At 36.1% G+C, this 26,339-nt stretch carries 29 protein-coding genes; 10 read left to right on the forward strand and 19 right to left on the reverse strand.

The genetic code is table 11. The features are described 5' to 3' along the window. Window positions 1-93 precede the first annotated feature (93 nt). On the reverse strand, window positions 94-1,104 hold the full coding sequence (locus M947_RS16900) for a type IV pili methyl-accepting chemotaxis transducer N-terminal domain-containing protein (RefSeq protein ID WP_021287257.1): 1,011 nt from the start codon (window positions 1,102-1,104) through the stop codon (window positions 94-96). Further along, window positions 1,101-1,775: a Crp/Fnr family transcriptional regulator gene (locus tag M947_RS16905; protein ID WP_021287258.1), complete on the reverse strand. Its 675-nt coding sequence runs from the start codon at window positions 1,773-1,775 to the stop codon at window positions 1,101-1,103. Before M947_RS16905 ends, M947_RS16900 begins: the two co-directional genes overlap by 4 nt. Before the next feature lie 197 nt (window positions 1,776-1,972). Between M947_RS16905 and M947_RS16910 the strand changes: the two genes are divergently transcribed. From M947_RS16910 to M947_RS16925, 4 genes are all read left to right on the forward strand, one after another. Beyond that, the gene (locus M947_RS16910; protein WP_021287260.1) at window positions 1,973-3,190 is read left to right on the forward strand and encodes a diguanylate cyclase domain-containing protein; all 1,218 of its coding nucleotides are present in this window, start codon (window positions 1,973-1,975) and stop codon (window positions 3,188-3,190) included. Between the two features lie 101 nt (window positions 3,191-3,291). Further along, on the forward strand, window positions 3,292-5,055 hold the full coding sequence (locus M947_RS16915; RefSeq protein WP_021287261.1) for a 2-oxoacid:acceptor oxidoreductase subunit alpha: 1,764 nt from the start codon (window positions 3,292-3,294) through the stop codon (window positions 5,053-5,055). Beyond that, window positions 5,052-5,903 (forward strand): thiamine pyrophosphate-dependent enzyme, encoded by an 852-nt coding sequence (locus M947_RS16920; protein ID WP_021287262.1) that lies wholly within the window; start codon window positions 5,052-5,054, stop codon window positions 5,901-5,903. The genes M947_RS16915 and M947_RS16920 overlap by 4 nt, the downstream gene beginning before the upstream one ends. Window positions 5,904-6,208: 305 nt before the next feature. Then, the gene (locus M947_RS16925) at window positions 6,209-6,649 is read left to right on the forward strand and encodes a DsrE family protein (RefSeq protein ID WP_021287263.1); all 441 of its coding nucleotides are present in this window, start codon (window positions 6,209-6,211) and stop codon (window positions 6,647-6,649) included. Here M947_RS16925 and M947_RS23760 read toward each other — a convergent pair. The 17 genes from M947_RS23760 to M947_RS17005 all read right to left on the reverse strand — a co-directional run bounded on the left by M947_RS23760 (window position 6,638) and on the right by M947_RS17005 (window position 22,392). After that, window positions 6,638-7,753, reverse strand: coding sequence for a methyl-accepting chemotaxis protein (locus M947_RS23760; protein WP_021287264.1), 1,116 nt, complete (start codon window positions 7,751-7,753; stop codon window positions 6,638-6,640). The two genes, M947_RS16925 and M947_RS23760, sit on opposite strands and share 12 nt — an antisense overlap. A 48-nt stretch (window positions 7,754-7,801) precedes the next feature. Next, window positions 7,802-8,362, reverse strand: coding sequence for a hypothetical protein (locus M947_RS16935; RefSeq protein WP_021287265.1), 561 nt, complete (start codon window positions 8,360-8,362; stop codon window positions 7,802-7,804). 87 nt (window positions 8,363-8,449) lie between these two features. Then, entirely contained in the window at window positions 8,450-9,253 is an 804-nt protein-coding gene (locus M947_RS16940) for a class I SAM-dependent methyltransferase (RefSeq protein ID WP_021287266.1), read from the reverse strand. Between the two features lie 8 nt (window positions 9,254-9,261). Beyond that, complete coding sequence (locus tag M947_RS16945) at window positions 9,262-11,241, reverse strand: TonB-dependent receptor plug domain-containing protein (protein WP_021287267.1); 1,980 nt, start codon at window positions 11,239-11,241, stop codon at window positions 9,262-9,264. 48 nt (window positions 11,242-11,289) lie between these two features. Further along, on the reverse strand, window positions 11,290-13,290 hold the full coding sequence (locus M947_RS16950; RefSeq protein WP_021287268.1) for a TonB-dependent receptor: 2,001 nt from the start codon (window positions 13,288-13,290) through the stop codon (window positions 11,290-11,292). A 15-nt stretch (window positions 13,291-13,305) separates the two neighbouring features. Then, window positions 13,306-13,956 carry a class I SAM-dependent methyltransferase gene (locus M947_RS16955; protein WP_021287269.1) on the reverse strand — a complete coding sequence of 217 codons (651 nt, stop codon included), beginning with the start codon at window positions 13,954-13,956 and terminating at the stop codon, window positions 13,306-13,308. 59 nt (window positions 13,957-14,015) lie between these two features. Next, window positions 14,016-15,197, reverse strand: coding sequence for a DUF438 domain-containing protein (locus tag M947_RS16960; RefSeq protein ID WP_021287270.1), 1,182 nt, complete (start codon window positions 15,195-15,197; stop codon window positions 14,016-14,018). A gap of 11 nt (window positions 15,198-15,208) precedes the next feature. Beyond that, window positions 15,209-15,970: an energy transducer TonB gene (locus tag M947_RS23490; protein WP_021287271.1), complete on the reverse strand. Its 762-nt coding sequence runs from the start codon at window positions 15,968-15,970 to the stop codon at window positions 15,209-15,211. Continuing rightward, a complete protein-coding gene (locus M947_RS16965; protein ID WP_021287272.1) occupies window positions 15,967-16,368 on the reverse strand; it encodes an ExbD/TolR family protein in 402 nt (133 codons plus the stop codon). Before M947_RS16965 ends, M947_RS23490 begins: the two co-directional genes overlap by 4 nt. After that, the gene (locus M947_RS16970) at window positions 16,365-16,805 is read right to left on the reverse strand and encodes a MotA/TolQ/ExbB proton channel family protein (RefSeq protein ID WP_021287273.1); all 441 of its coding nucleotides are present in this window, start codon (window positions 16,803-16,805) and stop codon (window positions 16,365-16,367) included. The genes M947_RS16965 and M947_RS16970 overlap by 4 nt, the downstream gene beginning before the upstream one ends. Beyond that, window positions 16,795-17,778: an ABC transporter substrate-binding protein gene (locus M947_RS16975; RefSeq protein WP_021287274.1), complete on the reverse strand. Its 984-nt coding sequence runs from the start codon at window positions 17,776-17,778 to the stop codon at window positions 16,795-16,797. Before M947_RS16975 ends, M947_RS16970 begins: the two co-directional genes overlap by 11 nt. Beyond that, on the reverse strand, window positions 17,775-18,563 hold the full coding sequence (locus tag M947_RS16980; protein ID WP_021287275.1) for a sulfite exporter TauE/SafE family protein: 789 nt from the start codon (window positions 18,561-18,563) through the stop codon (window positions 17,775-17,777). Before M947_RS16980 ends, M947_RS16975 begins: the two co-directional genes overlap by 4 nt. After that, window positions 18,560-19,378 carry a ModD protein gene (gene modD / locus M947_RS16985; protein ID WP_021287276.1) on the reverse strand — a complete coding sequence of 273 codons (819 nt, stop codon included), beginning with the start codon at window positions 19,376-19,378 and terminating at the stop codon, window positions 18,560-18,562. The genes M947_RS16980 and modD overlap by 4 nt, the downstream gene beginning before the upstream one ends. Next, the gene (locus M947_RS16990; protein ID WP_021287277.1) at window positions 19,362-20,174 is read right to left on the reverse strand and encodes an ABC transporter ATP-binding protein; all 813 of its coding nucleotides are present in this window, start codon (window positions 20,172-20,174) and stop codon (window positions 19,362-19,364) included. The genes modD and M947_RS16990 overlap by 17 nt, the downstream gene beginning before the upstream one ends. Beyond that, window positions 20,165-21,175: a FecCD family ABC transporter permease gene (locus M947_RS16995; RefSeq protein WP_021287278.1), complete on the reverse strand. Its 1,011-nt coding sequence runs from the start codon at window positions 21,173-21,175 to the stop codon at window positions 20,165-20,167. The genes M947_RS16990 and M947_RS16995 overlap by 10 nt, the downstream gene beginning before the upstream one ends. Before the next feature lie 117 nt (window positions 21,176-21,292). Next, a complete protein-coding gene (locus M947_RS17000; protein WP_021287279.1) occupies window positions 21,293-21,505 on the reverse strand; it encodes a hypothetical protein in 213 nt (70 codons plus the stop codon). Window positions 21,506-21,612: 107 nt separating this feature from the next. Beyond that, window positions 21,613-22,392 (reverse strand): TOBE domain-containing protein, encoded by a 780-nt coding sequence (locus M947_RS17005; protein ID WP_021287280.1) that lies wholly within the window; start codon window positions 22,390-22,392, stop codon window positions 21,613-21,615. A 90-nt stretch (window positions 22,393-22,482) separates the two neighbouring features. Between M947_RS17005 and surE the strand changes: the two genes are divergently transcribed. The 6 genes from surE to M947_RS17035 all read left to right on the forward strand — a co-directional run bounded on the left by surE (window position 22,483) and on the right by M947_RS17035 (window position 26,205). Then, complete coding sequence (surE, locus tag M947_RS17010) at window positions 22,483-23,268, forward strand: 5'/3'-nucleotidase SurE (protein ID WP_021287281.1); 786 nt, start codon at window positions 22,483-22,485, stop codon at window positions 23,266-23,268. Window positions 23,269-23,271: 3 nt separating this feature from the next. Continuing rightward, a complete protein-coding gene (locus M947_RS17015) occupies window positions 23,272-23,910 on the forward strand; it encodes a ThiF family adenylyltransferase (protein ID WP_021287282.1) in 639 nt (212 codons plus the stop codon). 1 nt (window position 23,911) lies between these two features. Continuing rightward, complete coding sequence (locus M947_RS17020; RefSeq protein WP_021287283.1) at window positions 23,912-24,811, forward strand: hypothetical protein; 900 nt, start codon at window positions 23,912-23,914, stop codon at window positions 24,809-24,811. A 9-nt stretch (window positions 24,812-24,820) separates the two neighbouring features. Then, window positions 24,821-25,201 carry a hypothetical protein gene (locus M947_RS17025; protein ID WP_021287284.1) on the forward strand — a complete coding sequence of 127 codons (381 nt, stop codon included), beginning with the start codon at window positions 24,821-24,823 and terminating at the stop codon, window positions 25,199-25,201. Beyond that, complete coding sequence (locus M947_RS17030) at window positions 25,185-25,436, forward strand: hypothetical protein (protein WP_021287285.1); 252 nt, start codon at window positions 25,185-25,187, stop codon at window positions 25,434-25,436. Before M947_RS17025 ends, M947_RS17030 begins: the two co-directional genes overlap by 17 nt. A 109-nt stretch (window positions 25,437-25,545) precedes the next feature. Then, window positions 25,546-26,205 (forward strand): pirin family protein, encoded by a 660-nt coding sequence (locus M947_RS17035; RefSeq protein WP_021287286.1) that lies wholly within the window; start codon window positions 25,546-25,548, stop codon window positions 26,203-26,205. Window positions 26,206-26,339: the final 134 nt, after the last annotated feature.

Genomic DNA, 26,339 nt, shown 5'->3' on the forward strand with positions numbered 1-26,339 from the left:
AAAATCTTTGACTTATGTCAAATGGTTAGAAAAAAGTCTTAAGTTTGGTTTTATATAAGAAAATGTGAATATAAGTAGCACTTAAAATAAACATTATGTTTGAGTATCTTGACAACTCTTTGTAAGTTTTTCAAGTTCTAATTTTAAGTTAGATAGTTTTCTAGTAGAGTTTATAAGCTCCTCTGTTGACTCTATAACTATATCTTCACTATTGTTAAGATGTTTATTTGTCAAAGATTTATCTTTTAGTTCATCTATGATGGAGTCAAACTCATCAGTTAGTTCTTCAAGTTTCGAAGATGCTCTCTCAGATTGTAAAAGGGCTTCATTTGAGTAGTCCATGGCGGAGTTTATCTTTTGAATAAAACAGTTTATAGTATCACTGGCTTCTAGTATTTCAGTTTCACTTTCAGCCGTTATCTCTATGGGTTCGAGCTTTGTTATATCTTTGCTGCTTATAAGTTTTTTGGAGTACTGCATAATGGCTTCCACATGAGATTCGATGGAGCGAAGTTGCAACAAAGAGTATATAAAAAGTAAGAGAAGTGTAGCCCCTGCCGCATATTGAAATGTTTTTATAAAGTTTGTTTTATTTTCACTATAGTCTGTGTACATTGTGACTAGTTTGTCAACATTATCAAGTAGTTTTGTGTTGTCTCTATATATTGTAGTGACAATCTCTTCGAGTTCTGCACTTCTATCTACATTTGAGTTTGTAAAAAGCTTAAAGTTTTGTATATTTTTGTAAAAGTCATCCCAGAGCGCATTTACCTCTGTATGTTGTAGTGAGATTTGATATGTTGGAACTGGATAGATTTTCTTAACTGAATCTCCATTTCTTAAAATATTTAAACCCTCGATAAATTCATCAATTGCGGAGTTTAACTCATAAAAGTCTTTGTTAGAACTGTAATGAATGTAAAAAACATTTTTTGCCATTTTTTGTGTAAGCATTCTTTGTTTACCAGCAATATTTATAATGAGTGCATCTTTTTGATTTTGTTGATTTAAATATATAGTGATAGCGATAACACTAAGCATTAAAGCAATAAGCAGCGCCCCTAGTACTTTTATCTTTGTGCTTATACTTGTAACTTTTTTCATAACATATCTCCCCTATAGATATTATTTAATTTTTCTTGATTTATAATAGATACCACCGCATTTTCTACTTCTATGATGTGGCTTCTTTTTAGTTTATTTAATACTCTTGAGAGAGTTTCAGGCTGAATATGCAACATAAAAGAGACATCTTGGCGCTTTAGAGAGTTAAACATCTCTAAATCATCACTAAGCATATAAGCAACTTTAGCAGTTGCATCAAAGACAAGCTCTCTATTTACGACGCAGTGAAGCTGATGAGTCTTAAGCAGGATCTCATTTATAAACTCATCATTAAGAATGTTTTTAGATAAAAATCTCTTTTTAAACTCCGCAAAATCAACTTCTAAAACAACACTATCTTCCATAAATTCAGAGTTAGAGTAGCAATAGATGGAGTTGTCCTCTAGACTAGTAAGTTCAGAGATTAAAGAGCTTTTATGTATATGATATAAAAATATCTCATTTTCAAATTTATCTATTTTGTAGACTTTTAAAACACCTGAGATTAAGAAGAAAATCTTGTTATACGAATCGTTTTCATAGTAAAGAATTGAGCCCTTTGGATACTCTATGATAGATGAAATCTCTCTTATATCTTCAACCTGCTCAATGCTTAAAGATTTAAAGAGACTTAGCTTTTTGATAAGTTCGAGTTTTTCTTGTGCAATCATTTCTTCAAAAGCTCTTTAGATATAAAATTCTCTTCTTCTATGCTTGTTACTATCTCTTTGATTCGTCTGTTTTTAAATTTTCTTTTTGTCACGGAATCTACCTCGCATGATATATTGCAGGTATTTTAGCATAAAATTAATGGTATAAAAATTGCTATACCATCTATAAACAATAAATAATATAGTATGGGATTTTAATGGAGTTTATTGAGGCACTAAAGTTAAGAAGTAAGCTTTTGTTTCTTTTTATATTTATCACATTGGGGTTAATTATAATCGGTATTATGGGGTATTTTAACACTGCTTCAGTGAAAAAAAATCTTGATACTATATACTTCGGCTCTTTCGTCCCAGTCATTGAGCTAAACAACATACTTCAAGTCTATCATGGAAAAGTCTCAAATACCATCTATAAAGTAAAAAACTCTCAAATGAGTCAAGAACTAGCAGGCATACAGATAAAAGAAGCCATCTCAAATATAGAGTCAGAGTGGAAGCGATACGAGTCTCATTTTAAGAGAGATTATGAGTTGCAATATGTAGAGTATGCAGCTATTGAGATAGCAGCTACAAATGATTTTTTTAAGAAAATGACTTTTAATATATCGCTAGATAGCCTTGTGATGGAGAACTTTGAAGCTAGAGTAGAACATATTCACAACATTATAAAAAAACTTATAAACTATGAGATTGAGCTTGCAAAGTATGAAAGAAAAAGATTTTTATCAGTATATGATAAGCTAATTTTAAATGTAGGAATCATTTTAAGTCTTACAATTGTTGGAGTTCTAATCATCTCTTATTATGTTTTTAAAAGTATCCAAAAAGACCATACGAGGCTAGAGATTGCTACTAAAAATCTACAAAAGGCAAACAAAAAACTTGAAAATGTCTCCTATACAGATGTACTAACAACTCTTCACAACCGAAGGTATTTCAACTTTGTTTATGATAGAGAGTTAAAAAGAGCAAAAAGGACAAAATCCTACATAACTTTTATGATGATGGACATAGACTACTTTAAGCAGTATAATGATACTTATGGACATGTAAAAGGCGATTTTGCACTAAAGAGTGTGGCTAAAGTTTTAAAAGATACCTTGAAACGGCCAAGTGATTTTGTCTTTAGGCTAGGAGGAGAAGAGTTCGGTGCCATACTTACAGACATAGATGAGTCAAACAGTGCTTCTCTTGCAAAAGAGATTTGTCAAAGCGTAAAGAAAAGAGGAATAAAACATGAAACCAGTAAAGCAGGTGAGTTTCTGACCATCTCCATAGGCGTAGTGTGCTCTCAAGCTGATGAAAACCTAGATGTTGATATCCTCATGATGAGAGCCGATGAAATGCTATATAAAGCAAAAGAAAATGGAAGAGACAGTTATGTTATTACTACAAATGTGGCTAAGATTGAATAGGTTATAAGTTAAAGTTATTTGTTAATATGGCATTATTATCAATAAATTATATTTTTTAAGATATGGTCATATAAGAATTTACTGAGTTAAAGGATATTGAGATGACAATAGACGAACTTAAGAAGTACAATGGTCAAAATGGTGCAAAGGACTCTGTGCCTAAACATGCAAAATCAGGATTTGATAACAAAGATGCTTCTAAAAGCATCTCTATCTTAATAGGTGGTGCGGCAGGAATGGGTATTGCCACGCTTGAGAGTATCCTCAATAGTGCATTTAAAAAGAGCGGCTTTTATGTCTACTCAACAAAGGAGTTTATGTCTAGGGTGCGAGGTGGGAGTAATACTACACTAATTAGAATCTCAGATGCTCTAGTTGAAGCGCCATGTTGGGAAGTTGATATATCCATAGCTTTAGATGCACTCGCTTTAGAGCATATGCAGGGTAGATGCCATAAAGATACTATGATTTTTGCAGATGAGGCATTTGGTACAGATGACACTATCTTAGTTGCCATGAAAGAGAGTGCAAAAAAGTTTGGTAGTGCAAAGTATGCAAATACCTATATAGCAGGTATGCTCTTTGGAGCACTTAGTATTGATAGAGACTTTTTGTTAGAGAGTATTGCAGAACATTTTAAAGATGATGAAGTAAACAAAGAGGTTGCACAGCTTGGTTATAAAGAGGGCGCTAAACTAGAAGATAAAGTCAATTTTGAGTTGCCAGAAGTTGATACAGAGAGTGTGAAAAAAATCCACCAGATGGATGGAACTACGGCATGTGGATTTGGCTTTTTAGCAGGCGGATGCAATATGCTAACTGCCTATCCGATGTCTCCATCAACTGGAGTGCTAAACTTTATGGCTTCTATGACAAAGCATCTTGATATAGCTGTGGAGCAGACTGAAGATGAGATAGCATCTCTGCATATGGTGCTTGGCGGTTGGTACGCAGGTGCTAGAGCAATGACCACAACATCTGGTGGTGGTTTTGCTCTGATGGGCGAGGCCTTGAGTCTATCTGGCATGACAGAGACTCCTGCTGTGATATATCTAGCTCAAAGACCAGGGCCTGCAACGGGACTTCCTACAAGGAGTGAGCAGGGCGATTTAAATATGGCTATTTATTCGGGGCATGGACCATTTCCTCGCGTGGTTTTAGCACCAGGATGTTTAAGAGAGTGTATAGACTATGGTTATCTTGCATTTGAGTTAGCAGATCGCTATCAGACTCCTGTTATTTTTCTAAGTGACCAATACTTAGCAGATACTATCTCCATGATAGAAGATGTAGATTTTGCATCTTACGAAGAGCGCAGATATATCGTAAAGACAGATGAAAATTATGAACGATATAGAGATACAGATGATGGCATAAGCCCAAGAGGAATCCCAGGGTTTGGAGATGGACTGATATGCTCTGTAGGTGATGAGCATGATGAGAGAGGCCAGATTACAGAAGACTACAAGATGCGAGAGCAGATGGTTGCAAAAAGAGCTAGAAAAAATGAAGAGCTACTAAAAGAGATAGTTGCACCTGAGGTTCTAGGAGATGGAGATATCGCAATTCTTGGTTGGGGTTCAACCAAAGGTGCTATCTTTGAAGTCTTACAAAACCTAGGCAATCCTCATCTAGCACAAGTGCATTTTGCGTGGGTTTATCCGCTCTCAAAGGAGCAGTTGAGCGTTCTTGAAAAATTCTCTCACATCATTGTAGTAGAGAACAATGCTGATGGTGCCTTTGCAAATCAGTTAAAGCTTCATGATGTGAAAATTTACAAGCAAATCTTACAATCTAACGGTTTTAATTTCTTTACAGATCAACTAAGCGTAATGATTGAAGAGTCAATTAAGGAGATATTATGAGCCATCTATTTGATAGAAAAGATGTGGATGTTGCGTGGTGTCCGGGTTGTGGTAACTTTGGTATTTTAAAGCTTGTAAAAGAGGTTTTAGAAGAATTAAAAGTGCAGAAGAAGGACTGTGTAATAGTATCTGGAATAGGGCAGGCGGCAAAGACTCCTTACTATGTCGATACAAATATGTTTGGGGTTCTCCACGGTAGAGCACTCCCTGTTGCAACTGGCATAAAACTAAGTAATGAAAACCTCCATGTAATCGCCCAGGGCGGAGATGGCGACATGTACGGAGAGGGTGGCAATCACTTTATCCATACCATAAGAAGAGATGTAAATATAGTAAATATCGTTCACAATAACATGGTCTATGGCCTAACAAAAGGCCAAGCTTCACCTACGAGCCAAAAGGGCTTTGTAACTGGCGTGCAAGTTGGGGGAGTTATAAATGAGCCATTTAATCCTTTAGCAGTCGCCTTGTCTTTAAAAGCAGGATTTGTAGCACGCGTAAATATTGGCAATATAAAACATGCAAAAGAGGTTTTAAAAGAGGCATTTTTACATAGGGGTTACGCACTTGTTGATATTTTGCAGCCTTGTGTCACATTTAATAAGATAAACACCTATGATTGGTTTAGCGAAAATAGTTATATCTTAGATGACTCTTATGATGCGAGTGATTTTGAGCAAGCTGTAAAAAAGTCTTATGAGACTATTCCTATGCCCATAGGTATACTTTACAAAAATAAAAATAGCAGAATTCCATTTGAAGATGCTATAAGAGGCAAAGATGCTAAGCCGCTTCACACTTTAACTCACGATGTTAGTAAGATTCAAAGCTTGTTTGAGAGTTACTAGAAAACAAAGTCTTAGAGGCATCATTTACAAAGAAATTAAGCCCTTTATTAAACTAGGTTTTGAATTAAATGCTCTGAACAATTATTAAGTTGGATCCTGAATCAAGTTCAGGATGACAGACACGCCGTCATTCCGTGCTTGACACGGAATCTAGTTTATAGATTAATCAGAACACTTAATTCAATTTTAACTCTTTAAAAGATTCAATTAGAGTTAGTATTATAATATGAAGTGATTTATTTATTAAGTAAATACAATGTTATTCTTCTGTATAATCTCTGTAAATTTAAACTTTAAGGAAAAAAATGAAAAAATTAATTACAAAAGTAGCTTTGAGTGCTATCTTAGTTTTACCAAGTGTGTTGAGCGCAGAGCAAGCAAAAGGTCTAAATGTTTTGATAAACTCAGCAGATACACAAACTCAAGCTATGGCTATGGTTTTATCTATGATGAGCATCAAACAGCATAACAAAGAAGTTAGCATAGTTTTATGTGGAGCAGCTGGAGACTTAGCAGATAAAAATGTAAAAAGCACGCCTGTAAAGAGACCAGATGGCACAGAATCTTCTCCACAACAAAACCTACAGATGCTAATAAAGCTTGGTGCTAAAGTTGAAGTATGTCCACTATATCTGCCAAATGCTTCAAAAGATGCTTCGGTTTTACTAGAAGGTGTAACAGTAGCTAAGCCTCCGAAGGTAGCAGGAAGACTGCTTGACAAAGATTATCAAAATCTAAGTTTTTAAACTAGAGAGAGCATCAACAACACTGGAGATATTTACTCTTGCTTCTTGGAGTGTTTTTTGAGTTCTCTCAGAGAGTTTTCTAACTTCATCGGCAACTACTGCAAAACCTCGCCCGTGTTCTCCTGCTCTTGCTGCTTCGATGGCAGCGTTTAGAGCTAAAAGATTTGTTTGCTCAGCAATATCTGAGATAGTGTTTAAGATGCTAAAGATATCTTTTGACTGCTCTTGAAGAGCTTCTACTTTGTTGTCAAATTCTGCTGAGACGATCTCTTTTTCATCTTGAGATTTTTGTAGTTCAAGTGACTCTTTTATGAGACTCTCTTTTTGCTCATTAAGCTTTTGTATCTTTTTGTTTAACTCACTCTCTAAAAGCTTTTGAGACTCTTGCATCTGCTCTTGCTCTTTTTGGAGGGTAGAGTTTTTATTCTCAAGCTCTGAAATTTTTGGTGCGGTTGCACTCAAAGAATTTACTTCTTTGTTTAGCATCTCATTTAACTCTTTTAACTTTTGTATCTCAGCATGACTCTCACTTAGTTTTTCATCAGATATATCATCTCGCTCTTTAGCCAGAAGAGTCTCTTTTTTTCTTTCTGCTTTAAAGATAAGAAAGCCTATAGCTAGACCTAAAAGCAGCCCAAGAAGTCCAAAGATGCCACTAAAAAGCATAGAAGTTTTTTCTATAACTTTGTCTTTATAGATAATTTTATCTTCATAAACAACTCTATCTTTATAAACAATGTTTTCTTTTGTTTCTCTGTTTTTTATAAGCTCTTTAGCATCTCGCACCATCTCAACATAGAGTTCTCTCATCTCTCTTATCTGAGATGCATCTATGTTTTGGTTCTCTTCGTGGAGCTCTGAGAGTGTTTTTAGTGTGCGACTCTCAAGACCATCAAGCAGAGAACTTCTTGTCTCATCTAGTGATAGTGAGGTTGTTATATTTTCATGGGTTGAGAGTAAAAGAAAGTATAAGGAGACCTTTTGCTCAGCTGAGAGATTTGGCGAAATCCTATCTACATGTCTGTTTAACTCTTGATAGTTTAACTCTATAGCAGACGCAAATATATTTAAAGATAAAAAAAAGATTAGAAGTAGTGTTTTCATATAAAAAGATAAGCAATTTTTATACCAAAAATCACCTATCCTTAAAGTTTATGCGTATATGTTTTTGTTAAACTGATCAAACTCTTGAAGTGTTTTTTCTAGTAGTTTTTGAGTCTGCTCAAAAATATTTTCCATAAATTCAGTCGCATCTGATTGCTTTGACTTTTCTGGAATTTTTAACTCTCTCATAGATTTGTCAAACATCTCTACAATATTTGTCTTAATATGATTTTTACTATTTTCATCTCTCTCAAGACTAGGTTCAAATATACTAGCTATCTTGTTAGCTAATTGAGAGACAGGAGACTTAGGAGCCGCATCTTCAAGCTCTTTTAAAAATGAGTCAATATAAGGTTGTGCTACTTTCATAAAAGCGTCTATCTCTTTTTGATCTTGTGCATCTATGCCATTGCTCTCTACTGAAAACTTAAATGACTGCATCGATGAAAAACTCATAGATGTTTGTGAGCCGTTTTGATTTTGCTTATGACTCATAGATGCTGACTGATGGTTTGCAAAGTCCATCTTTATGACGTCTCCACTAGAAGTTCTCATTGCGATATTGAGGTCATGTGCTCTATAAGCATCCATCCCATAAGAAGTGTTCATAATATCCTCCATGATTTTATAGACTATAAATCGACCAAAGGGAGCAAAGTTTTAGGTCTATTTGCAGGGCTTTTTGGAAGTGAGGCTTTAGCCTCGCTTAATGTCACAGTTCCATGACACAAACGCCCAAACGCTATCCTTTGGTGCCCCAGGGGCATCTTTTATGTATAGCTCATAATACTCTCTTGCTTTTTGTTGTTGTACTTCATTTAAAGAGCCTAAGCTCCAAATGAGAGACTTTACAAACTCATCCTCGTCTGTATATCTAACACTTCCACTGCTTGTTGGGATATAGTCCACTTTTGGCAGATATCCCTCTTTGTAGAGTATGATGGGCAAGTACCAAAAGTCAGGCTTTGTAACTATTGTTTTGTCAATGTAGTCTAAGATTTTCATATCTACAAAGCTCCCACCTGCCATATAGCTGACATAACAAGCCTTTCTAGCAAGATTAGAGATTTTTAAAAGTGCCGCCTCTATATCTAAGACTTCAATGCTTCTAGATGCTACGACAATATCTACGGCTTCTATCTCACTCCAGTCATCATCCCAACCCATATGATAAGTTGTGATGTTTGTAATACCTTCAGCCTCTGCAAATGATTCTAACTCATCAAGCATCTTGCGAGAAAAATCTATAGCTATAACTCGTTTTACTTTTTTAGCAAGCGGAATAGCAAGTGTTCCTGGTCCACAGCCCACATCAAGCACCACATCATCTTTGTCAATCTCCATCTTAGAGATAAAATCCTCAACATAGTGAGATTTTTGCATCCGTGGAGCCATCTCTTTTGACTTTTTGTCCCACTCATCACTACTTTTACGCTTAAAAACACTCTTTTGTTTATGCTCTTTGTACATCTTTGCAAAGTCAATTGGTTCTAAAAACATCTTATTCCTTAAAATTTATAATTTAGTGCTGCAAAATATTCACGACCAGCTTCTACAAAACCAGGATCGTACTCTATAAGTTCATCTGTAAGGTTTTTTATACCTATCTCAGCTTGAATAGTTTTAGCGTAGTTGTATATTACTTTGGCGTCAAAAGTTGTTATGCTAGACATTTTTACATAGTCTCTATTTGCGATTTGTTGATACTCGTCATCTCTAAATTTCATATTTGCATATATAGAGAATCCTGCTCCTATTTTTTGCTCTACATAAGCAAAAAATTGATTTTCAGGGACACCTGTTCTTTTTACATCGCTATCGTTTTTGTTCTTAACATCTACAAAAGCATAATTTGCACCAACTTTTGTAGAGTCGTTCATGTAAGTTGCTTCTAGCTCAAGCCCTTTATGCTCAAAATCTCCAACATTTTGATTTTGCTCTTTTGTTGGGTCTGGAGCATATATTACACTCTGCACCGCGTCATTAATTTTAGAGTAGTAAAGATTTGCTCCAGCAGTGATATTTTTAGTAGTGTAATTATAACTAAGCTCAAAGTGATTTGCTATCTCTTTGTCTAAGTCAACATTTGGAACCGAGGTTCCCATGCGTCTTGAATATCTATCTTTCATACTCGGCAAATATGTTTTTTGTGCAGCACTAGCTCTTAGTTTTGAGCTCACATCTAGCGCGTAAACTAAAGCCACTTGAGGAGTAAAAGCATCTTGAGTTGTTAGTTTCATCATGTTTGTATAGGCACTGTTTGTATCATAAAGTTTGTCGCTCTCTCGCCTATCATAACTTAGTCCTGCTAATATTTTAAAAGACTCTGTGATGCTATACTCATCTTCTACACCAAGTGAGATGGTGTTGTCTTCATAGTCTTCATCTAGTGTTTCACTTCCTGTAACCTTGTCTATATCATAAGCACGATGCACATCTTTTTTGTAGTTTAGAGCTAGTTTTAAGAAGTTGCTATCGGTTTGCAGCCCATACTCAAGCCTTTCTCCATAACTATAATCATCATAACGACTCTTCCATGACTTACCAAAGTTCATAGATGAGTGCTCTATATTGTCATAAGAGTGGATTGAGTTTTTTATAGTGTCATAGTAAGCTAGGGCTTTTATATAACTGTTGCCAAAGTTTTTTTGTCCTGAAATAGAGAAAGTCTCTTTATCCCAATATGGCCAATCCCAATAACGAACACTCGACCGTGTGCTATCTACACTAGTTGGTTGCTCTTTTACGCCCTGCTGATTTGCGTAAGTGATGGCTATCTCACTCGCATCATCTGCGATGAAACCCGCTTTTAGGCTTATCTTTTTATCGGTTGACTCAGATCTAAGTCTATCGCCTTTTGGTTGGACTGAGCCTAAGGTTGGTCTGTAATCATCACTCATTCTAAAGTGGTCTCTCTTGTTGTAAGAACCACTAAGTTGAGCGTAAAAACTACCCACTCTTGAACCTACATTTATACTCTCAACATGCCTTGACATCTGCGCATCGCTATCTAAGATAATCTCGCCCTTTATGTTTCCCTCTAGTTCTTTTGTAGGTTTTTTAGAGATGATATTTATCACACCACCCATAGTATTTGCACCATAAGCTACAGATGAGTAACCTTTAGAGATATCTATCTGTGCAATGTCATTTGTGAGAAATCTATCATAATCAAAGTTTCCATCATAAGGCACATAGACAGGGATACCATCTATAAAAACACCGATTCTCTTCGCATCAAAACCACGGATGCTTAGTGTCGTCTCTCCTCTTGCACCCATCTTACTCATGCTAATCCCACTCACATTATCAAGTGACTCGGACACAGTTTGCTCATTGTTTTGCTCTATAGTTTGTGAAGTTATAGTTTGCTCTATAACATTTACATCCTCTATAGAGCTTGCAACACTTACTTTACCCAAAGTGTAACTACCATCAGCAAGTGCTAAAGATGCAACCACTGAGAGGGCTATAAAACTTTTTTTCATCTTTTTTTTTTCCTTATATTTTTAGTTTTATATCTTTACTAAAAATCTTTAAAACTTAAACTCATAAGATGTGCCTATTACTCTTCCTTGATCTTCAAATCCGAAGATGGTCATGTAGTTTTCATCAAGAAGGTTTCTGCTGTAGAGTGATAATTTGGCATCGTTTTGAAATAGTTTGTGGTTGTAGTCCAAAGAGATATTTATAGAGATAAAATCCCCTACATCATGATACTTTTTGTCAATCGTAAAAAAGTTAGACTCATAAGTGCTTAGATATTTACCAGAAAAATTTAGAGCATAGTTCCCGATTTTTTTCTGCATAAGCGCAGAGATATTGTGTTTTGGTATCTCGTTTTTCTTTGCATCAGCCGTTGCATGAGCGTAGCTAAATGAGTAGTAAAAGGAGTCTACTTTACCATCAAAACCAAATTCCCCACCATATCTTTTTTGATCTATCTGATTAAATACTATATATGGATCATTGTTTGTTCCAAAATAAAGAGGCGATTTTATGTTTTTATTGTCATATAAGAAGAGATTTAGCGTAGGATTAAAGTATTGATTTACTACTTTTTTTACTCCTAGCTCATATCTATAATTTTTTTCATCTTTCATAGCAGACCCATCTGCGCTCATGGCATCATCAGTAGTTCCTGATGTTAGATATGCAAATCTTGCACTAGCTTCTAAAGAGTTGCTAAATTTATAAAGAGCTCCAAATGAAAAAGCTATAGAAGCTTTCGCCCACTTATCTTCTATAATAGAGAGTTTTTGATTGTTGAGTTTTGTAACATTATCTGCCAAGACAGAGTTTGGATCATATCTCTCAACAGATGAATCAGTGTGTTTTTTATCAACTCTTAGTGACTCATCAACTATTAGTTTATTATCCATAAAGGCGTGAGAAGCATGTAAAAAAGCACCGTAAATCTGCTCTTTTCTTTGATATCCTTCATAAAACAGTTCTCCGTTTGGCGCATCATAATACATCGCTTGAGTACCAACTTTTACTATTGTATTGTCTAGTTTTATTGCATGTCTTAAGTCGATTGAGTCTGTGCTTTGTGTTCCTTTGAAATATAAACCTGGCGCTTGGGATGGATTTGTTCTATCATAATCTTGGCTCCAAAGAGTTTTGGAGTGAGAGAGTTGCAGGGTTGTTCTGTTGTTGGCACCGAAATCTTTTTCAAAGATAGCTGAGACAAATTCATTCTCTATAGGTTCATATCTCCAACGAGAAGCACCAACCATGCTCATATCATTTGTTGCTCTTTGTGTCTCTTTTTCTGAATTAGAATAGTATGTACTGATAGTAGCCGTAAACTCATCACCGACATAACCACTTTTTAAAAATATAGAGCCTCTATCTTCAGCGGTGTTGTAGTCTTTTTTCCCATTGGTAGATAATCCGTTGACACTTGCTAAATAAAAGATCTTATCATGAATGCCCCCATAGCTTAAATCTACTTTCTTTGTATCAAAACTCTCGTATGAAAATTTTGCAACTCCACCGTTGTCTTGTGGGAGTTTTGTTTTTATCACGATAAAACCTAAAGTAGGAGCACCGTTTGGAGTTCCAAAACCGGCAATAGGTCCGAGTGTTAATGCACTAGCATCTCTTATAACCTCGATAGACTCTACAACATCAACGCTTAGAGATTCAAGGATTCTCAAAGAGGACATCGGCGAGAGTAGGGCACCATCTAAAATCACTCCAAATGCCGCTGCGCTATAGATATTTGAGCTTCCACGAAATGTTATGATTGCAGAGTTTTTTCGCCCTTGGAATTGAACATTTGCCCCTGCTGTTTGGTTGATAGCTTCAAATATATTTTTAGGATTGGCTATCTTTATCTCCTCTTCACTTAGCTTGTCAATGGCAAGTTTTGAAGTCTCAGGTGCACTAAAAGCCTCATTTTGGGAGAGTGTTCTAGGGTTTTCATTTTCGCTTACACTAACTTTTTCTAGCTTATAATTGCTTTGTGCAAAGGAACTGCTTGCAGCTAAAATTGCAACAAGGCAAAGACTTAGTTTTATTTTAAATTTCATTTTTCATCTTCTTATTTACTTCGTTATAAAAACCCACCAACCACTCTCATCATCTATGATGGTGTGTTGTGATGGGTTTAGTGAGTTTAGTATTTGTGGCAAAGCTTCTCGCTCTGTCTTTACTCGCTCTTTAAAGGAGTCTCTCCAGTCTGGTTTCTCTTTGCTCATGTGAGCGGTTATTTGATCTCTTAGCTCTTTTGTGCCAAATCCTCCGCCTATGTAAGCGTGTCCGCCGACTTTTAAGATTCTTAGTATTTCACTATAAGCCTTCTTCCAATCATCCCAGAACGGCGAAGAGCCGCGGCTTATGACTATGTCCATGCTCTCATTTTTTATATCTATGTTATGGATATCGCCGTTTAAAAAATCACTTTTATCTAAAATATTTTCACCCTTTGCATAGTCTCTAGCGAGCAAGAGCATCTCAGGCGATTGGTCGAAAAAAGTGATATGTAAGTCGGTAATACTAGCCATTGCTCGTCCAAGAGCTCCAGTACCGCATCCAGCATCAAAGCATCTACCAGATGTAACTCCAGTTTTTTCTTTTATCTGCTGTGCAATTACAGGATAGATGGGTGCAAACACTTCACGCACGATGCGGTCAAAACTTTGAGGGTTTGATCCGCCTTTGTGCTCTTTATTTTCCATACTTTTAACTTTAACCATTCTTTTACCCCCTTTTAGTGTTATGTCTTCTTATACATAACGATATATAAATAAATATATTATGCCCAATCTAAAAGGCGTCTCTCGCCCTCTATCTTTTGTATATCTGTAATATCTTGCGTAAGTTCGATTACACCTTTGTAGTTTTTATCTTCATCTCTAAGAGCAAAGTATCTGATATGAATCAATTTACCGCCAAAATTTATCCAAAACTCAGCACTATCTTTACTTCCATTTTTAAAAGCTTCTAAGATAACTAAAACTGTATCAACGCTCTTTGGAGGGTGACAAAACTTTACTTCTCTTCCAATTATCCCTGGACTTCTTAAAAAAGTCCTCTCGCTGCCTTGGTTGAAAAATGCCACTCTATCATTCTCATCTACAAAAGTTACATCAAAAGGCAGGTGGCTAAAAAAGAGGTTTAGTTGCTCTTGTGAGAGATAACCTTCTTTGAGAAATATTGAACTAAGTGATGATGCCATATCTGGTTTTTTACTCTCATTTGTTGGCCATAGTGGAGGGTTTTGTATGAAGACATAACCTATCTCTTTCTCTTCAAGGCTCATTTTTTTCCACTCATCATGAGAGAGCAGTTTTACAGATGTAGGAAGTAGCATCTTCTCTTCTCTAGTTGTCATATCATAGATATCTTTTACAACATCGCCTAGAAGTGCTGATATCTCTTCGTTTACTCTTTTCTCTTCAACAGCTTTTATAACTATTTTTAGGTTATCTCTTATCTCATCATGAAACTTCCACATGCCAGTACTCGGGTAAGTAAAGTCATGTTTTTCTAAGTATGGAAAGAGTTGATCCTCTTTTCTTAGATAGTGTGTGTGAATCTTAGAAAGTTCATGCAAAAGTCTTAAACTCTCATCGTAGCTTTTAAGATTTTGCGCATCAAACGCAGCTTTTACTTTGTCGCACAACTCTCTAATGACTACATTTTCTTTTAAGTAGTTTGTGACTGGATGGCCTTCTGGCTGGCTAAGTGGATCTGACTTTACTCTGTTTTTTATAACATCCAAAAAGAAATCTCTTCTAGGGATGCTTCTCTCTCTTGGACCATCTTCATCAAAAACTCTCTGATTTGCTTTGAAGAAATGCTCTATCTTTATCTCTTTCATCTCGACTAGCCACTCATCTTTTTGAGTATCATTCATCTCATCAAATGACCTATGAAAGTTCACTATCTTTTCTATAATTTGGCTCTCATCTTGCTTGTTTAAAAACTCACTCATCTTTTTTTCCTTTATTTTAGATTAAATGCCACTGGCACTATTATTGATATCTTCCCTTTTGGCGGAGCAAGAAAGGGAGATACTTGGACTATGGTGTTTATCGCCTGTCTGTCAAGTGAGCTGTTGCCACTCGATGTGTGTGTGGATATAGTTGAGCCCTCAACACTTCCATCTTCTAAAATATTAAATTTTACTACGCTCTCTCCTTGTATTTTTAATCTTCTTGCTAGTGGTGGATATCTTAGGTTTTGCTCTATTTTGACTCTTACTTTATAGAGATATATCTCTAGCTCATCAGCACTCATAGTTGAGTCCTCGGCATCCTCACTTAGTGTAGCCTCTTGCGAGGGTTTAGTGGGCTCTGTTATCTCTTTTGGTTCTTCTTTTTGTGTTACTTCTTCTACTATCTCTTCTTTTTTTTCTATAGGTTTTGGTTGGGTTTTAGCAATTGGTTTGGGTTTTGGTTCTGATTTGATGATTGGCTTAGGCTTCACAGTTGGTTTAGGCTTTGGTTTAATGACTGGTTTTGGCTTTATAACTGGTTTTGGCTTTATAACTGGTTTAGGTTTTACAATAGGTTTAGGCTTTTCTACCTTTTTCTCTTTTACAATCTCTTTTTTTTCTTCTTTTACTTCTTGCATAAGTTCAATCTCTATAGTTTTGTTTTTTATAACTTTAGGTTGCTTTACTTCATTTAGAGTGTAAAAGATAGATGCGTGCAGAAGTGTTGTAGAGAGCACAGCTGCGATAACTCTTTTATATGGCGCTATCATCTGCTCTTTACCTCTGTTTGAATTGAAAACTTGTTAATATCATTTGCTTTACAGATATCTATAATATCGACAACATGCTCAAATGAGACCTTTGCATCACTTCTTAAAATCACTCCATTTTTTGAAGCCTCTTTGACATCTTTTAAAAGAGTTTTGCCTAAATCTTCTTTTGTTGTGAGTATGTCATTTAGGTAAATGTTAGCATCTTTATCTATAGTGATTGTGATTGGTTTTTGCTTATCTTTTTGGGTCTCTGTGCTAGAAGTTGGAAGTGTGATATTTATCTTTCCTTGTGCCACAAAAGTAGCAGTAGCCATAAAAATAACGAGTATAACAAGAACAATGTCCACAAATGGAGTCATATTTATCTCTGATATTTCGTTATGCTCACAACTCATGACGCTTCAGCCTCTCTCTTTAGTAGTGTCATTCTTATCTTTCTTACAAAGTAGTTATAAGCGATAACACTAGGAATCGCCACAAAAAGTCCAGCAGCAGTTGCAACGAGGGCTTCAGAGATGCCTCCCATTACTGCATTTACTCCAAATTCGCTCCCCTTTGAGAGCGTTGCAAAAGCGTTTATAACACCTAAAACTGTTCCAAATAGCCCTATAAAAGGAGCATTGTTTCCGAAAGTTGCTAAGATGCCAAGTCGTTTTTCTAGGATAAGTTTTATATCTGGCACACTTAGCTCATTTAGGCTTTTTTTGATGGAACCAAAGACTAAGAGTCTCTCAACTATCACTCCAAAAGAGACAAGGCTCATAGCTATTAGTATCCATAAAACGGGATCAACTCCTATAAAAACAATGGAGAGCAGTTTTTCAGTTAGCATCTCTTTTCCTTTGTACAAAAAATAGTTTAAAAAACTCCTCTTTTTCATCAAGAAATGAGCTAGCTCTTAGAGTTGGATAGAAAGAGTCGATGAGCCATCTAATGCCAAGGAGCCTCATAAACGATGGAGGTCTTGAGATGTAGTTAAAAGGAGATGATGGAACTAAAAAGACTTTTTTCTCTTTTACTGCCCTTAGTGTTGAGAATTGGGGATTGTCATATATAGACTCTACAAAACTCTTCTCCATCGCCACAATGACATCAGGATCGCTAAGGAGTATAGTCTCTAAGCTAATTTTCTCCATCCCATAGTTAGAGCTCATTTTACAATCAAGCGCATTTTTTGCCCCTGCGTACTTAAATGGCTCTAAGTGAAAAGAGCCTTCGCATTCGCTATATTGCCCATCAATACCTTGTGCAAAGTAGTAGCTAATAGGTTTTTGTTTTGCCAATGTACCTTGCATATGCTCGACCAAGTTTAGGCTCTCTTTTGTGTAGGCTATAAGTTCATTTGCTCTTGCCTCATCGCCCGTTAGTTTTGCATAGAGTTCAAACTGTGTTATTAGGTCATAGATGGATTCGTTGTTTACAAGCAAAACAGGGATACTTAGTTTTTCAAGTTTTGCCAATATCTTCTCGTGCCCACTCATCCTAGACCACATGATTACAACATCGGGTTTCACGCTAGCTAAAATCTCAAAATTTGGAATATTCCCTTGTCCCATAAAACCGCCTACAACAGGTTTGTCATAAGCACTTCCCACGAACTTTTTTTGAATCTCGTTAAATGGAGAGTTAAGCCCTGCAACTAAATCAGGGTTAAATGCTAAAAGAGACATACTAAGAGGTGGTGATGCTGCATAGATTTTAGTGATGTGTTCTGGCACTTTTACAACCCTGCCGTGGTCATCTATGATAGTTCTAGCATAAGCGGTTGTAAAAATAAGCACAAAAATCGATAGAATTATTTTCATTTTTTCTCCTTTTTAAACAGTTTATATGCAGAGAGTAAAAGTATAATTGCTAAGAAAAACTCTATGAACTTGGCATCCATTATTCCAAAAAGTATTGCACCAATAAAAGCACCAATAATCGAACCAATGGACATCCATATTAAAATATCTCTAAAGCTTAAAACTTCTAAAAGCCTGCCGTTTTTGTGGTACCTATAAAGACCCACTAATAGTGTAGGAAGTGAGATGGCTAGACTTAGTGTTCCTGCTGTTTTAATGTCTGTAGCATACAAAAGTACGATAGTAGGGATAAGTAATTCTCCTCCTGCGACGCCTAAGAGTGAACTAACCATACCGATGCCAATACCGAGAATAAAACCTAATACAATTTGAAATATTAACGGGAGTATGAGGGCACTCTTTACCTCTATAAAAATATGGCTAAAAAGAACTAAACTTAAAAAAATTAAAAGATAAAAAATAAGTGTGTGAAGTGTTCTTTTATCTATTTTTGTTGCATAGGAAACCCCAATATAAGCACCGATAAGTGTTCCAGAGAGAAGATTAAGTACTATGTAGCCGTGTGATAAGATATTTGCATCAACTCCTCTAAAAACAAGTGCAAAGAAAACTGTTACAAGAGAGATAGAGAGATTTAGGATAATGGCATGGAGCGTATCAATTTTGAGAATACCTACTAAAAAAGGTAATCTAAATTCTGCTCCACCAAGTCCTATAAGTCCGCCAAGTGTTCCAATAATGCTAGAGCCAAAAAAACTTTTGAGTTTTATAAATCTTGTGCTCATAACGACTCTTTGATGGTAACTTTTATATCAAGTGGTTTTGCGTGATAGGGCGATGAAGTAACTATAAAATCAACTCCACACTTTGCAAATTCTTCTATGTTTGACTCATGTATTCCGCCAGTAGCAGAGAGTAGTAGATGCGGATAGTGCTCTTTTAGAGTTACGCACTTTTTAAGAGTCGCATACTCCATCTTTTCGCATTGAAGTATGTCAGCACCAAGAGATGCGAAGTAACACGCGTCTTTATAGTCTTCAACTTCTACAGCTATTTTTTTCTCTAAAAACTCATACTTTAGTTTAGTAAAAGCACTCTCAAGCTCCTCTTTTGTATTAAAAAAGTTAAGATGTTGCTCAAAGACTAAGATGCTGTCATAAAGTCCCATGCGATGAATAACTCCACCGCCCGCCATCACAGACTTTAGCATGAGCTCTTTAGATCCTGGGAAGTTTTTTCTAGTAGTTGCTACGCTTATTTTAGGGTTTATCTCTCTTGCTTTTACTACAAGTGAGTTGGTATATGTGGCAATCCCGCTCATATATTCAAAAATATTTTGAGAGATTTTCCACGCTTTATGCAGACTCGCGGCATCGCCCTTACACTCAAGTATAATCTCTTTACCCTCGACACAATCGCCATCTCTTTTATGAAATTTATGCTCTATATTTAACTCCCTCATAACTTTTAAAACTTCATCAACCCCGCAAAGGATAACTTCGCCCTTTGGAGCAAAACTCATAGTAGCCTGTTTTTCGCCAATGCCAAGTCCGTGAGTTGTTAAATCAAAATAACCCAAATCTTCATATAGTAAGTTCATGTAAATCCTTTTGTCTGCTTTTTTCAAAAATCGGTAAACATCTTTTATGCTCGCCGTGAGTTACGATATCCGCTTTTATGTCGTAAATCTTCTCTATCATTTCTTTAGTTATCACCGCTTCTGGTGCATCATCTGCCACAATAACGCCCTCATGCATAACTACAACACGACTAGACATAAGAAGTGCGTGGTCTGGATAGTGAGTGGTTTTTAAGAAAGTATAACCCTCAGATGCAAGTGAATCTATAAGCTCTAAAAGTCTTATCTGATTACCATAGTCAAGCCCAGCAACTGGTTCATCCATGATGAAAGTATTTACCTCTTGAGCGATAGAGCGAGCTAAAAGTACCATCTGTTTTTGTCCGCCACTAAGTTGCCCAAATGCTCTGTTTTTTAGATGCTCCATACCGATTTTCTCTAATGCTGCCATAGCCACTTCATAATCTTTTTTTGAAGGTTGTGCAAAAAAACCGAGCTTTGTGACCCTAGCCATGAGCACCATATCAAGAACCTGATAATTAAATGGTGTGTTGTTATATTGCGGAATGTAAGCTATTTTATGAGCTAAATCTTTGTGTGAGTAGCTTTTCAAATCCTCTGCATCTATCTTGATATCTGCATCTGTATGGATGAGTTTTAGGATGAGTTTTATAAGTGTGCTTTTGCCACAGCCGTTAATGCCAAGGAGTGAGACAACTTCACCTCTGTTTAACTCAAAATTTATGCCAGAGAGGACCTTGTGATTTTTATATGAGAAGTGCAGGTCATTTACCTCTATGATAGGTTTTAGTTCCATGCTGCCCTCGCATTTTTTAAAACGATAATAAAGATAGGAATCCCTATGAGTGAAGTAAGGATCCCAATAGGAATCTCAACACTTAAGGCTAGTCTTGAGATAGCATCTGCACTTAGCAAAAATATAGCACCAATAACTGCACTAAGAGGAATAAGCAAACGATGTGATGGACCAACAGCCATACGGATGATATGGGGAATGATAAGTCCAACCCAGCCAATAATCCCAGCCATCACAACGCTCAGTGAACTTGCAAGTGTAGCAAGGATGATAGCTACGATGCGGATGAGTTTTACATTTACACCAAGAGCCTTTGCTTCTTCATCTCCTAAGCTCATAAGATCAAAATATTTACTCATAAAAACCATCCCTAAGATGCTAAGCGTGATGGGGATTGCGACAAGCAGAGTCTCATTTAGCTCTGCCATGGAGAGTGAACCCATTAGCCAGTAAACGATGGCTGGAAGTGTAGAGTATGGATCTGCAACATACTTTATGATGGAGAGAAGTGAAGTAAATAGTGAGGCGCTGATAACTCCGCCAAGAACTAGCATCACAGTTGAACGAGAGTTTGTAACCATAGAACCAATAAAAACAGCAAAACCAACTGCTACAAAACCAAAAACAAAAGCTAAAATCTGTACGATAAACCAATGTTCAGAGATTAACATTCCACATGCCGCACCAAAAGATGCACCTGCTAAAACGCCCAAAATCCCAGGAGAAACAAGAGGATTTACAAACATCGCTTGAAACACCGCTCCACTCGTTGCAAGTGCCGCACCGATGAGAATAGCTAGCAACACACGAGGAAGGCGAATATCTAAGATGATGCTCTCTATAAGAGTGAAATCTTGCGTAGCAGGACTTGAGAATAGCTTGTGATTTAGGTAGTCAAAAAAAGTAGAGATGCTTATATCAAACTGCCCCCACAAGAGTGAGAGAGTTGAGAAGAGTACTAAGATGATTGTTACGATGATTAGATATTTAGCATCATTCATAAGAGTTTAAGTGTTAAAGAAGATTTTAATGTAGCTGGCATATTTGTTTTGTCCTTATTTATTATGGTTTGTTTAGTCTATATATAAAATCTAGTGAGACGCTTTTTTGTGTAAGAATCATCTTGCGTGGGGGGGGACACCTAACAAGAAAATCAAATGAGAAAAATGTATTTTTAACCAATAAGTAAAGAATAAAAAAGGCTCACTAGACATATGAAGCGCTAACGCCTCAAGCGAAGATACCAGTGTATGTAGTATCTTCTGTTGAAGTGTAGTTATAGTGTTACAAATGCCTTGCATCTTTTTTGACATAACGATAAATAAATTCAAAATATTCTCCTTAGAAAATAAAAATAGTAAGTCTCTAATTAAACGTTATATCTAAACAGATATAACGAAGTTTAAACTAAAATGTCTTAAATTAAACTTTAAAGTCCTTATAAACCTATAATTATGTTTTTTGTGTTTATAATTGCGTAGGCACTCTCGCCAATTTCTAAGCTTAACTCTGAAGCATCTCTGCTTATGGCTGCGACTAAAGAGAGAGAGTCATTTACCTTGAATATAATCTCTTGTGAGTGTTCTGAAGTCTCCATAGAGTCTATAGTTCCTTCTATAATATTTAAGCTCTTGTGAGCTTTTGGCGCTATTTTTACTATCTCTATATCGCTTGATTTTATGATGGCGTAAGTGTCGCTGCCAATGTGAAGTGCCATATCTTTAGCTGATTTTGCTGTGATGCTTGAGATTAAAGAGACACCACCTAAGAGTGCAAGTTCAAGATTTGTGCTTAGTTCATCTTGTGTAATGCTTTTTACTTTTGAGGGTAGCTGATTTCTAGCACTTGTGGTTAAAAAAGTTCTGTTTAAGATGCTCTCTAGTCTATCTGCATCGTCTCCAGCTTCTGCAAAACGGTCTATAAACTTAGCATGAACATCTTTAAGTCTCTCGAAAGTTTGGATGAGTTGATGGGCGTAAGGTGTAAGTGTGGTTCCACCTCCACCACGCCCCCCTGTAGTTCTTGTGATGAGTGGCTCATCGGCAAGAGCATTCATGCTATTTACTCTCTCCCACGCTGCTTTATAGCTCATCTTCATCTCTTTTGCAGCTGCATTCATCGAGCCAGTTTTTTCTATGATTTTTAGGAGTTCTATCCTACCTGAGCCTAAAAAACTCTCTCCATCTTTACTAAGCCAAAAACGACCATCTATCTTCATCTACATCTCCTAAAAAGTAAAAGTCTATTTAAAATCATATCCAAATCTATGTTTTGTAAAGATTTTGCTTTTAGATGATAAAATACGCTTATGAAAAATAAATACAGAATTTTGGTAACAAATGATGATGGTTATGAGGCAAAGGGTTTGCTCTGTTTGATTAGAGCATTAAAAGAGATAGATGATGTAAGAGTAACAGTAGTAGCACCTGCAAATGAAAAATCAGCTTGTGGGCACTCACTAACACTTGTGCGTCCTCTAAAATTTGTGAGCGTGGATGATGATTTTTACAAACTCGATGATGGAACTCCTAGTGACTGTGTCTATCTATCTTTGAGTACGATTTTTGTCGATAGAAAACCAGACTTACTCATAAGTGGGATAAATCGCGGCTCAAATATGGGTGAAGACATAACTTATAGTGGAACAGCAGCTGGGGCCATGGAGGGAGTTTTGCACGATATTCCTTCAATCGCCATCAGTCAAGTGATGGACTTTACAAACCCTGAGGGAGATTTTTCTTTGGCAAAAAAAACCATAAAAGAGCTAGTTTTAAAGATAAAGGATGGCTCCTTTCCACTTCCTCATAGAGAGTTTTTAAATGTAAATATACCACCAGATACAAGTGAAGCTAAGATGCAAGTAACCTATGCTGGATACAGGTTTTACGCAAACGATTCACATGTTCATAGAAATCCTCGTGGAGAAGAGCACTATTGGCTGGGCTTGCATCCTCTTAGTTTTTCACCAAGAGAGGGCTCAGATGGAGTGAGTGACCATGAGGCAATAAAAGCAGGAAACATATCTATAACTCCCATACATCTAGATTTGAGTGCATATAAAAGTATGCAAAAACTCAAAGAGTGGATAGAGTAGAGTTTGAAATTTTCTCGTGTAAAGACCCTACTTGGGGATGATTTTTTTAAGCTTCAAGATGCAAAGATTATACTCTTAGGAGTTGGTGGGGTTGGTGGCTTTTGTCTTGATTGTCTCATAAGAAGTGGTGTAAGCGATATCACGATAGTTGACTTTGACACCTTTGATGAATCCAATCAAAACAGACAACTACTCTCAGAACTACACTTAGGAGAGTCAAAAGTAGAGTCATTTAAAAAGCACTATCCAAGCATTAAAATCATAGATGCTAAGATAGATGAGAATTGGGTTAGTGAGTTTGATTTTGATGAATTTGATTTGGTTTTAGATGCTATCGATGATGTCAGAGCAAAACTAGCCCTTGCACAAAAGTGCTATAAAAAGCTTATCTCATCTTTCGGGGGAGCAAAAAGGCTCGATCCCACAAAGATAGAAGTGAGTGATATCTGGAAGACTTATGGAGATAAGTTTGGTTCTAAAATCCGTCATGAGTTAAGAAAAAGAGGCTTTAATAAAAAATATAGAGTTGTTTTTTCACCTGAGGAAGCAAAAGTAAAAGAAAAAGGTAGTTTTATGGGCGTTACTGCATCTTTTGGTTTAGCTATGTGTTTTGAAGCTGTTAAAATTCTCACAAAGAAGTAGGGTGAAAGGTTTTTTAACTCTACTTTTTGTTGTTAATATCTGGAATAATCTTTTTGCCGAAGATTTAATAAGTTATGATTATGAAGTAGATGCTTACTACTCAAAAGCTTTAATGTTTATAAACTTAGATGAAGATAATAACATCACAGATGCACTGAATTATGCTGAAGAAGATATATACAAAGATATGTTTTTAAACACTTTTAATCCAAATGTCCTCGTACTTGAAGTCTCACTTCACCCTATGAGTCTGTTTGGATTATATTTTAGGCAAAATCATGAAAGTACTTATGAAAGGTCAAAAACGAATAGTTTTAATCCTGTAAAAGTTATAACAGCGGGTTTTGAGGAACCGTACTCTTTCTCGTTTTTTGTGGGTAGGATGATGGTTTTTAAAAATAAAAAAGATAGTCATATAGGAAACAACAGAGCCTATATGGGATTTCTTTTACGCGTTGGAGATTATTCTATCAAAGATAATTTAGCTCATTATGATAAATGGTACAACATAGAGTATAAATTACAAGGAACAAGAAAGACGGATGAGAGAGACTTAGACTGGAGTTTTCGAGTAGGTACGAAAATACATCAAAACTCAGATTTTGCAAATAGTATATTTATAGAAGCAAGAAGAAGTAGTATTGACTATAAAAAAAGCGAGTGGTCATTTATCTATAACAGTGCATTTTCATCTATGTTTGCAATAAGTTCAGACACCCTTAAACTCACAGAAGCAGAACTTATGCTAGAGAAAAAATGGCCTCTTAGTTTGAGTCAAAAAATAAGTTTTGGCTTAAGCATAGGTTATCTCTACAATACTGGAGAGAAGTATAAAGGAGCGTTAAAAGAAGAGGGGATAGATAGACATCAACTCATCTTGCGTCCAAATTTTAAGTGGTAAAGGTTTTAATTGTTTGATTTTTTAGATAGTGACTGGTTTAATATAGGTCTTGAAATACTCTTTTTGATACTTATATCTTATGATATAAAAAGATATGCTCAGACTAAAAAAAAAGAGTATATAGTGAATATTGTACTAACTATTGGTTTTGCCATATGGGTTTTATATCCTTACTATAAGAGCTATTTTGGCTGGGATGAGGGACAAAAACAAGAGTTGATTTCAACCTGTGCAGATGAAAATGATACTAAACTTTGTAAATGCGTGGATGAAGCACTTTTTAAAGGCTTCACTTATGAAGAGTACAAAGCACAAGATAGAAACTCAAGCGAGTTCAAAGAGTTTATAGAAGATGCTAAAGAGGAGTGCTTAGATGAGTCATGGTTTTGATCTAAACTCACCCTTGATTTGCGAAGGTATCATCGGTGATGGCTGCGGTGGAGGGCGACTTTTTATGGTACAAGATGAAGTTTTAAAAGCTTACGACCCGCTCACAAAAGAGTATTTTGAACTTTTAAAGGGGATAAATAATGCTCTTAGCATCTATAAGAGTGCCTGCATAGTAAGTGTGGTTTGTGAAAGTGAGACTATTGAGTTTGACCTATCTAAGATGAAAAGGGTTTAATAAACTCAAGATTTATTTGAGTTAGCAGTTCATATAAAGCGGAGATACAATTATATAGAGCAAAGTTTGATATAGTTATAGAAGTAAAAGATAAAGGATATAAGAGAAAATGCTAAGAAAATTACCAAAAGAAAATATGGGTAGCTCAAACTTAGGTTGGCTTGAGAGTCGTTTTCACTTCTCTTTTGCTGAGTATAGAAATCATGATAATGTCAACTTTGGAGTTTTAAGGGTTTTAAATGATGATATTATCCACCCAGAGAGTGGCTTTGAGATGCATCCACATCACGATATGGAGATCGTATCTTATATCGTAGATGGAGAACTAACACACAAAGACTCTATGGGGAACTCTGAGATGCTAAAACGCGGTGAAGTTCAGTATATGAGTGCTGGAAGTGGAGTTATGCACTCAGAACACAACAGACATACAAGTGATGATCTGCGACTACTTCAAATCTGGATAGTACCACCAGAGAAAAATCTTCAAATACTCTATGGCTCTCACGCTTATAAAAAAAAACAAAGAGAGAACAAACTCTTAAACATTGTCTCTTCGCAAAATGGAGATGCAAAGATAAAGCTCTATCAAGATGTAGATATTTTTGTAAGTGAGCTTGATGATGGTAAGGTTTTGGAATTTTCTATAAAAGAGAAGAGACAAATATATTTTGTTCAGATAGAGGGAAGCTCAGACATAAATGGAGTTGTCCTAAATGATGGCGATGCGATGGAAGTAACAAAAGAGACAAACTTAAGGGAGTGTTAGAAATTTCGTGTCAGTTTGATAAAATACTATCAAGGACTGACAATGAATGAAGAAGTAGATTTTGATTTTGATGAAATCTTAGAAGAATTTAGAAGTGGAAAGAAACTTACAGGTAAAGGTGGACTTTTAGCTCC

The organism is Sulfurimonas hongkongensis, from assembly GCF_000445475.1.
GTDB lineage: Bacteria > Campylobacterota > Campylobacteria > Campylobacterales > Sulfurimonadaceae > Sulfurimonas > Sulfurimonas hongkongensis.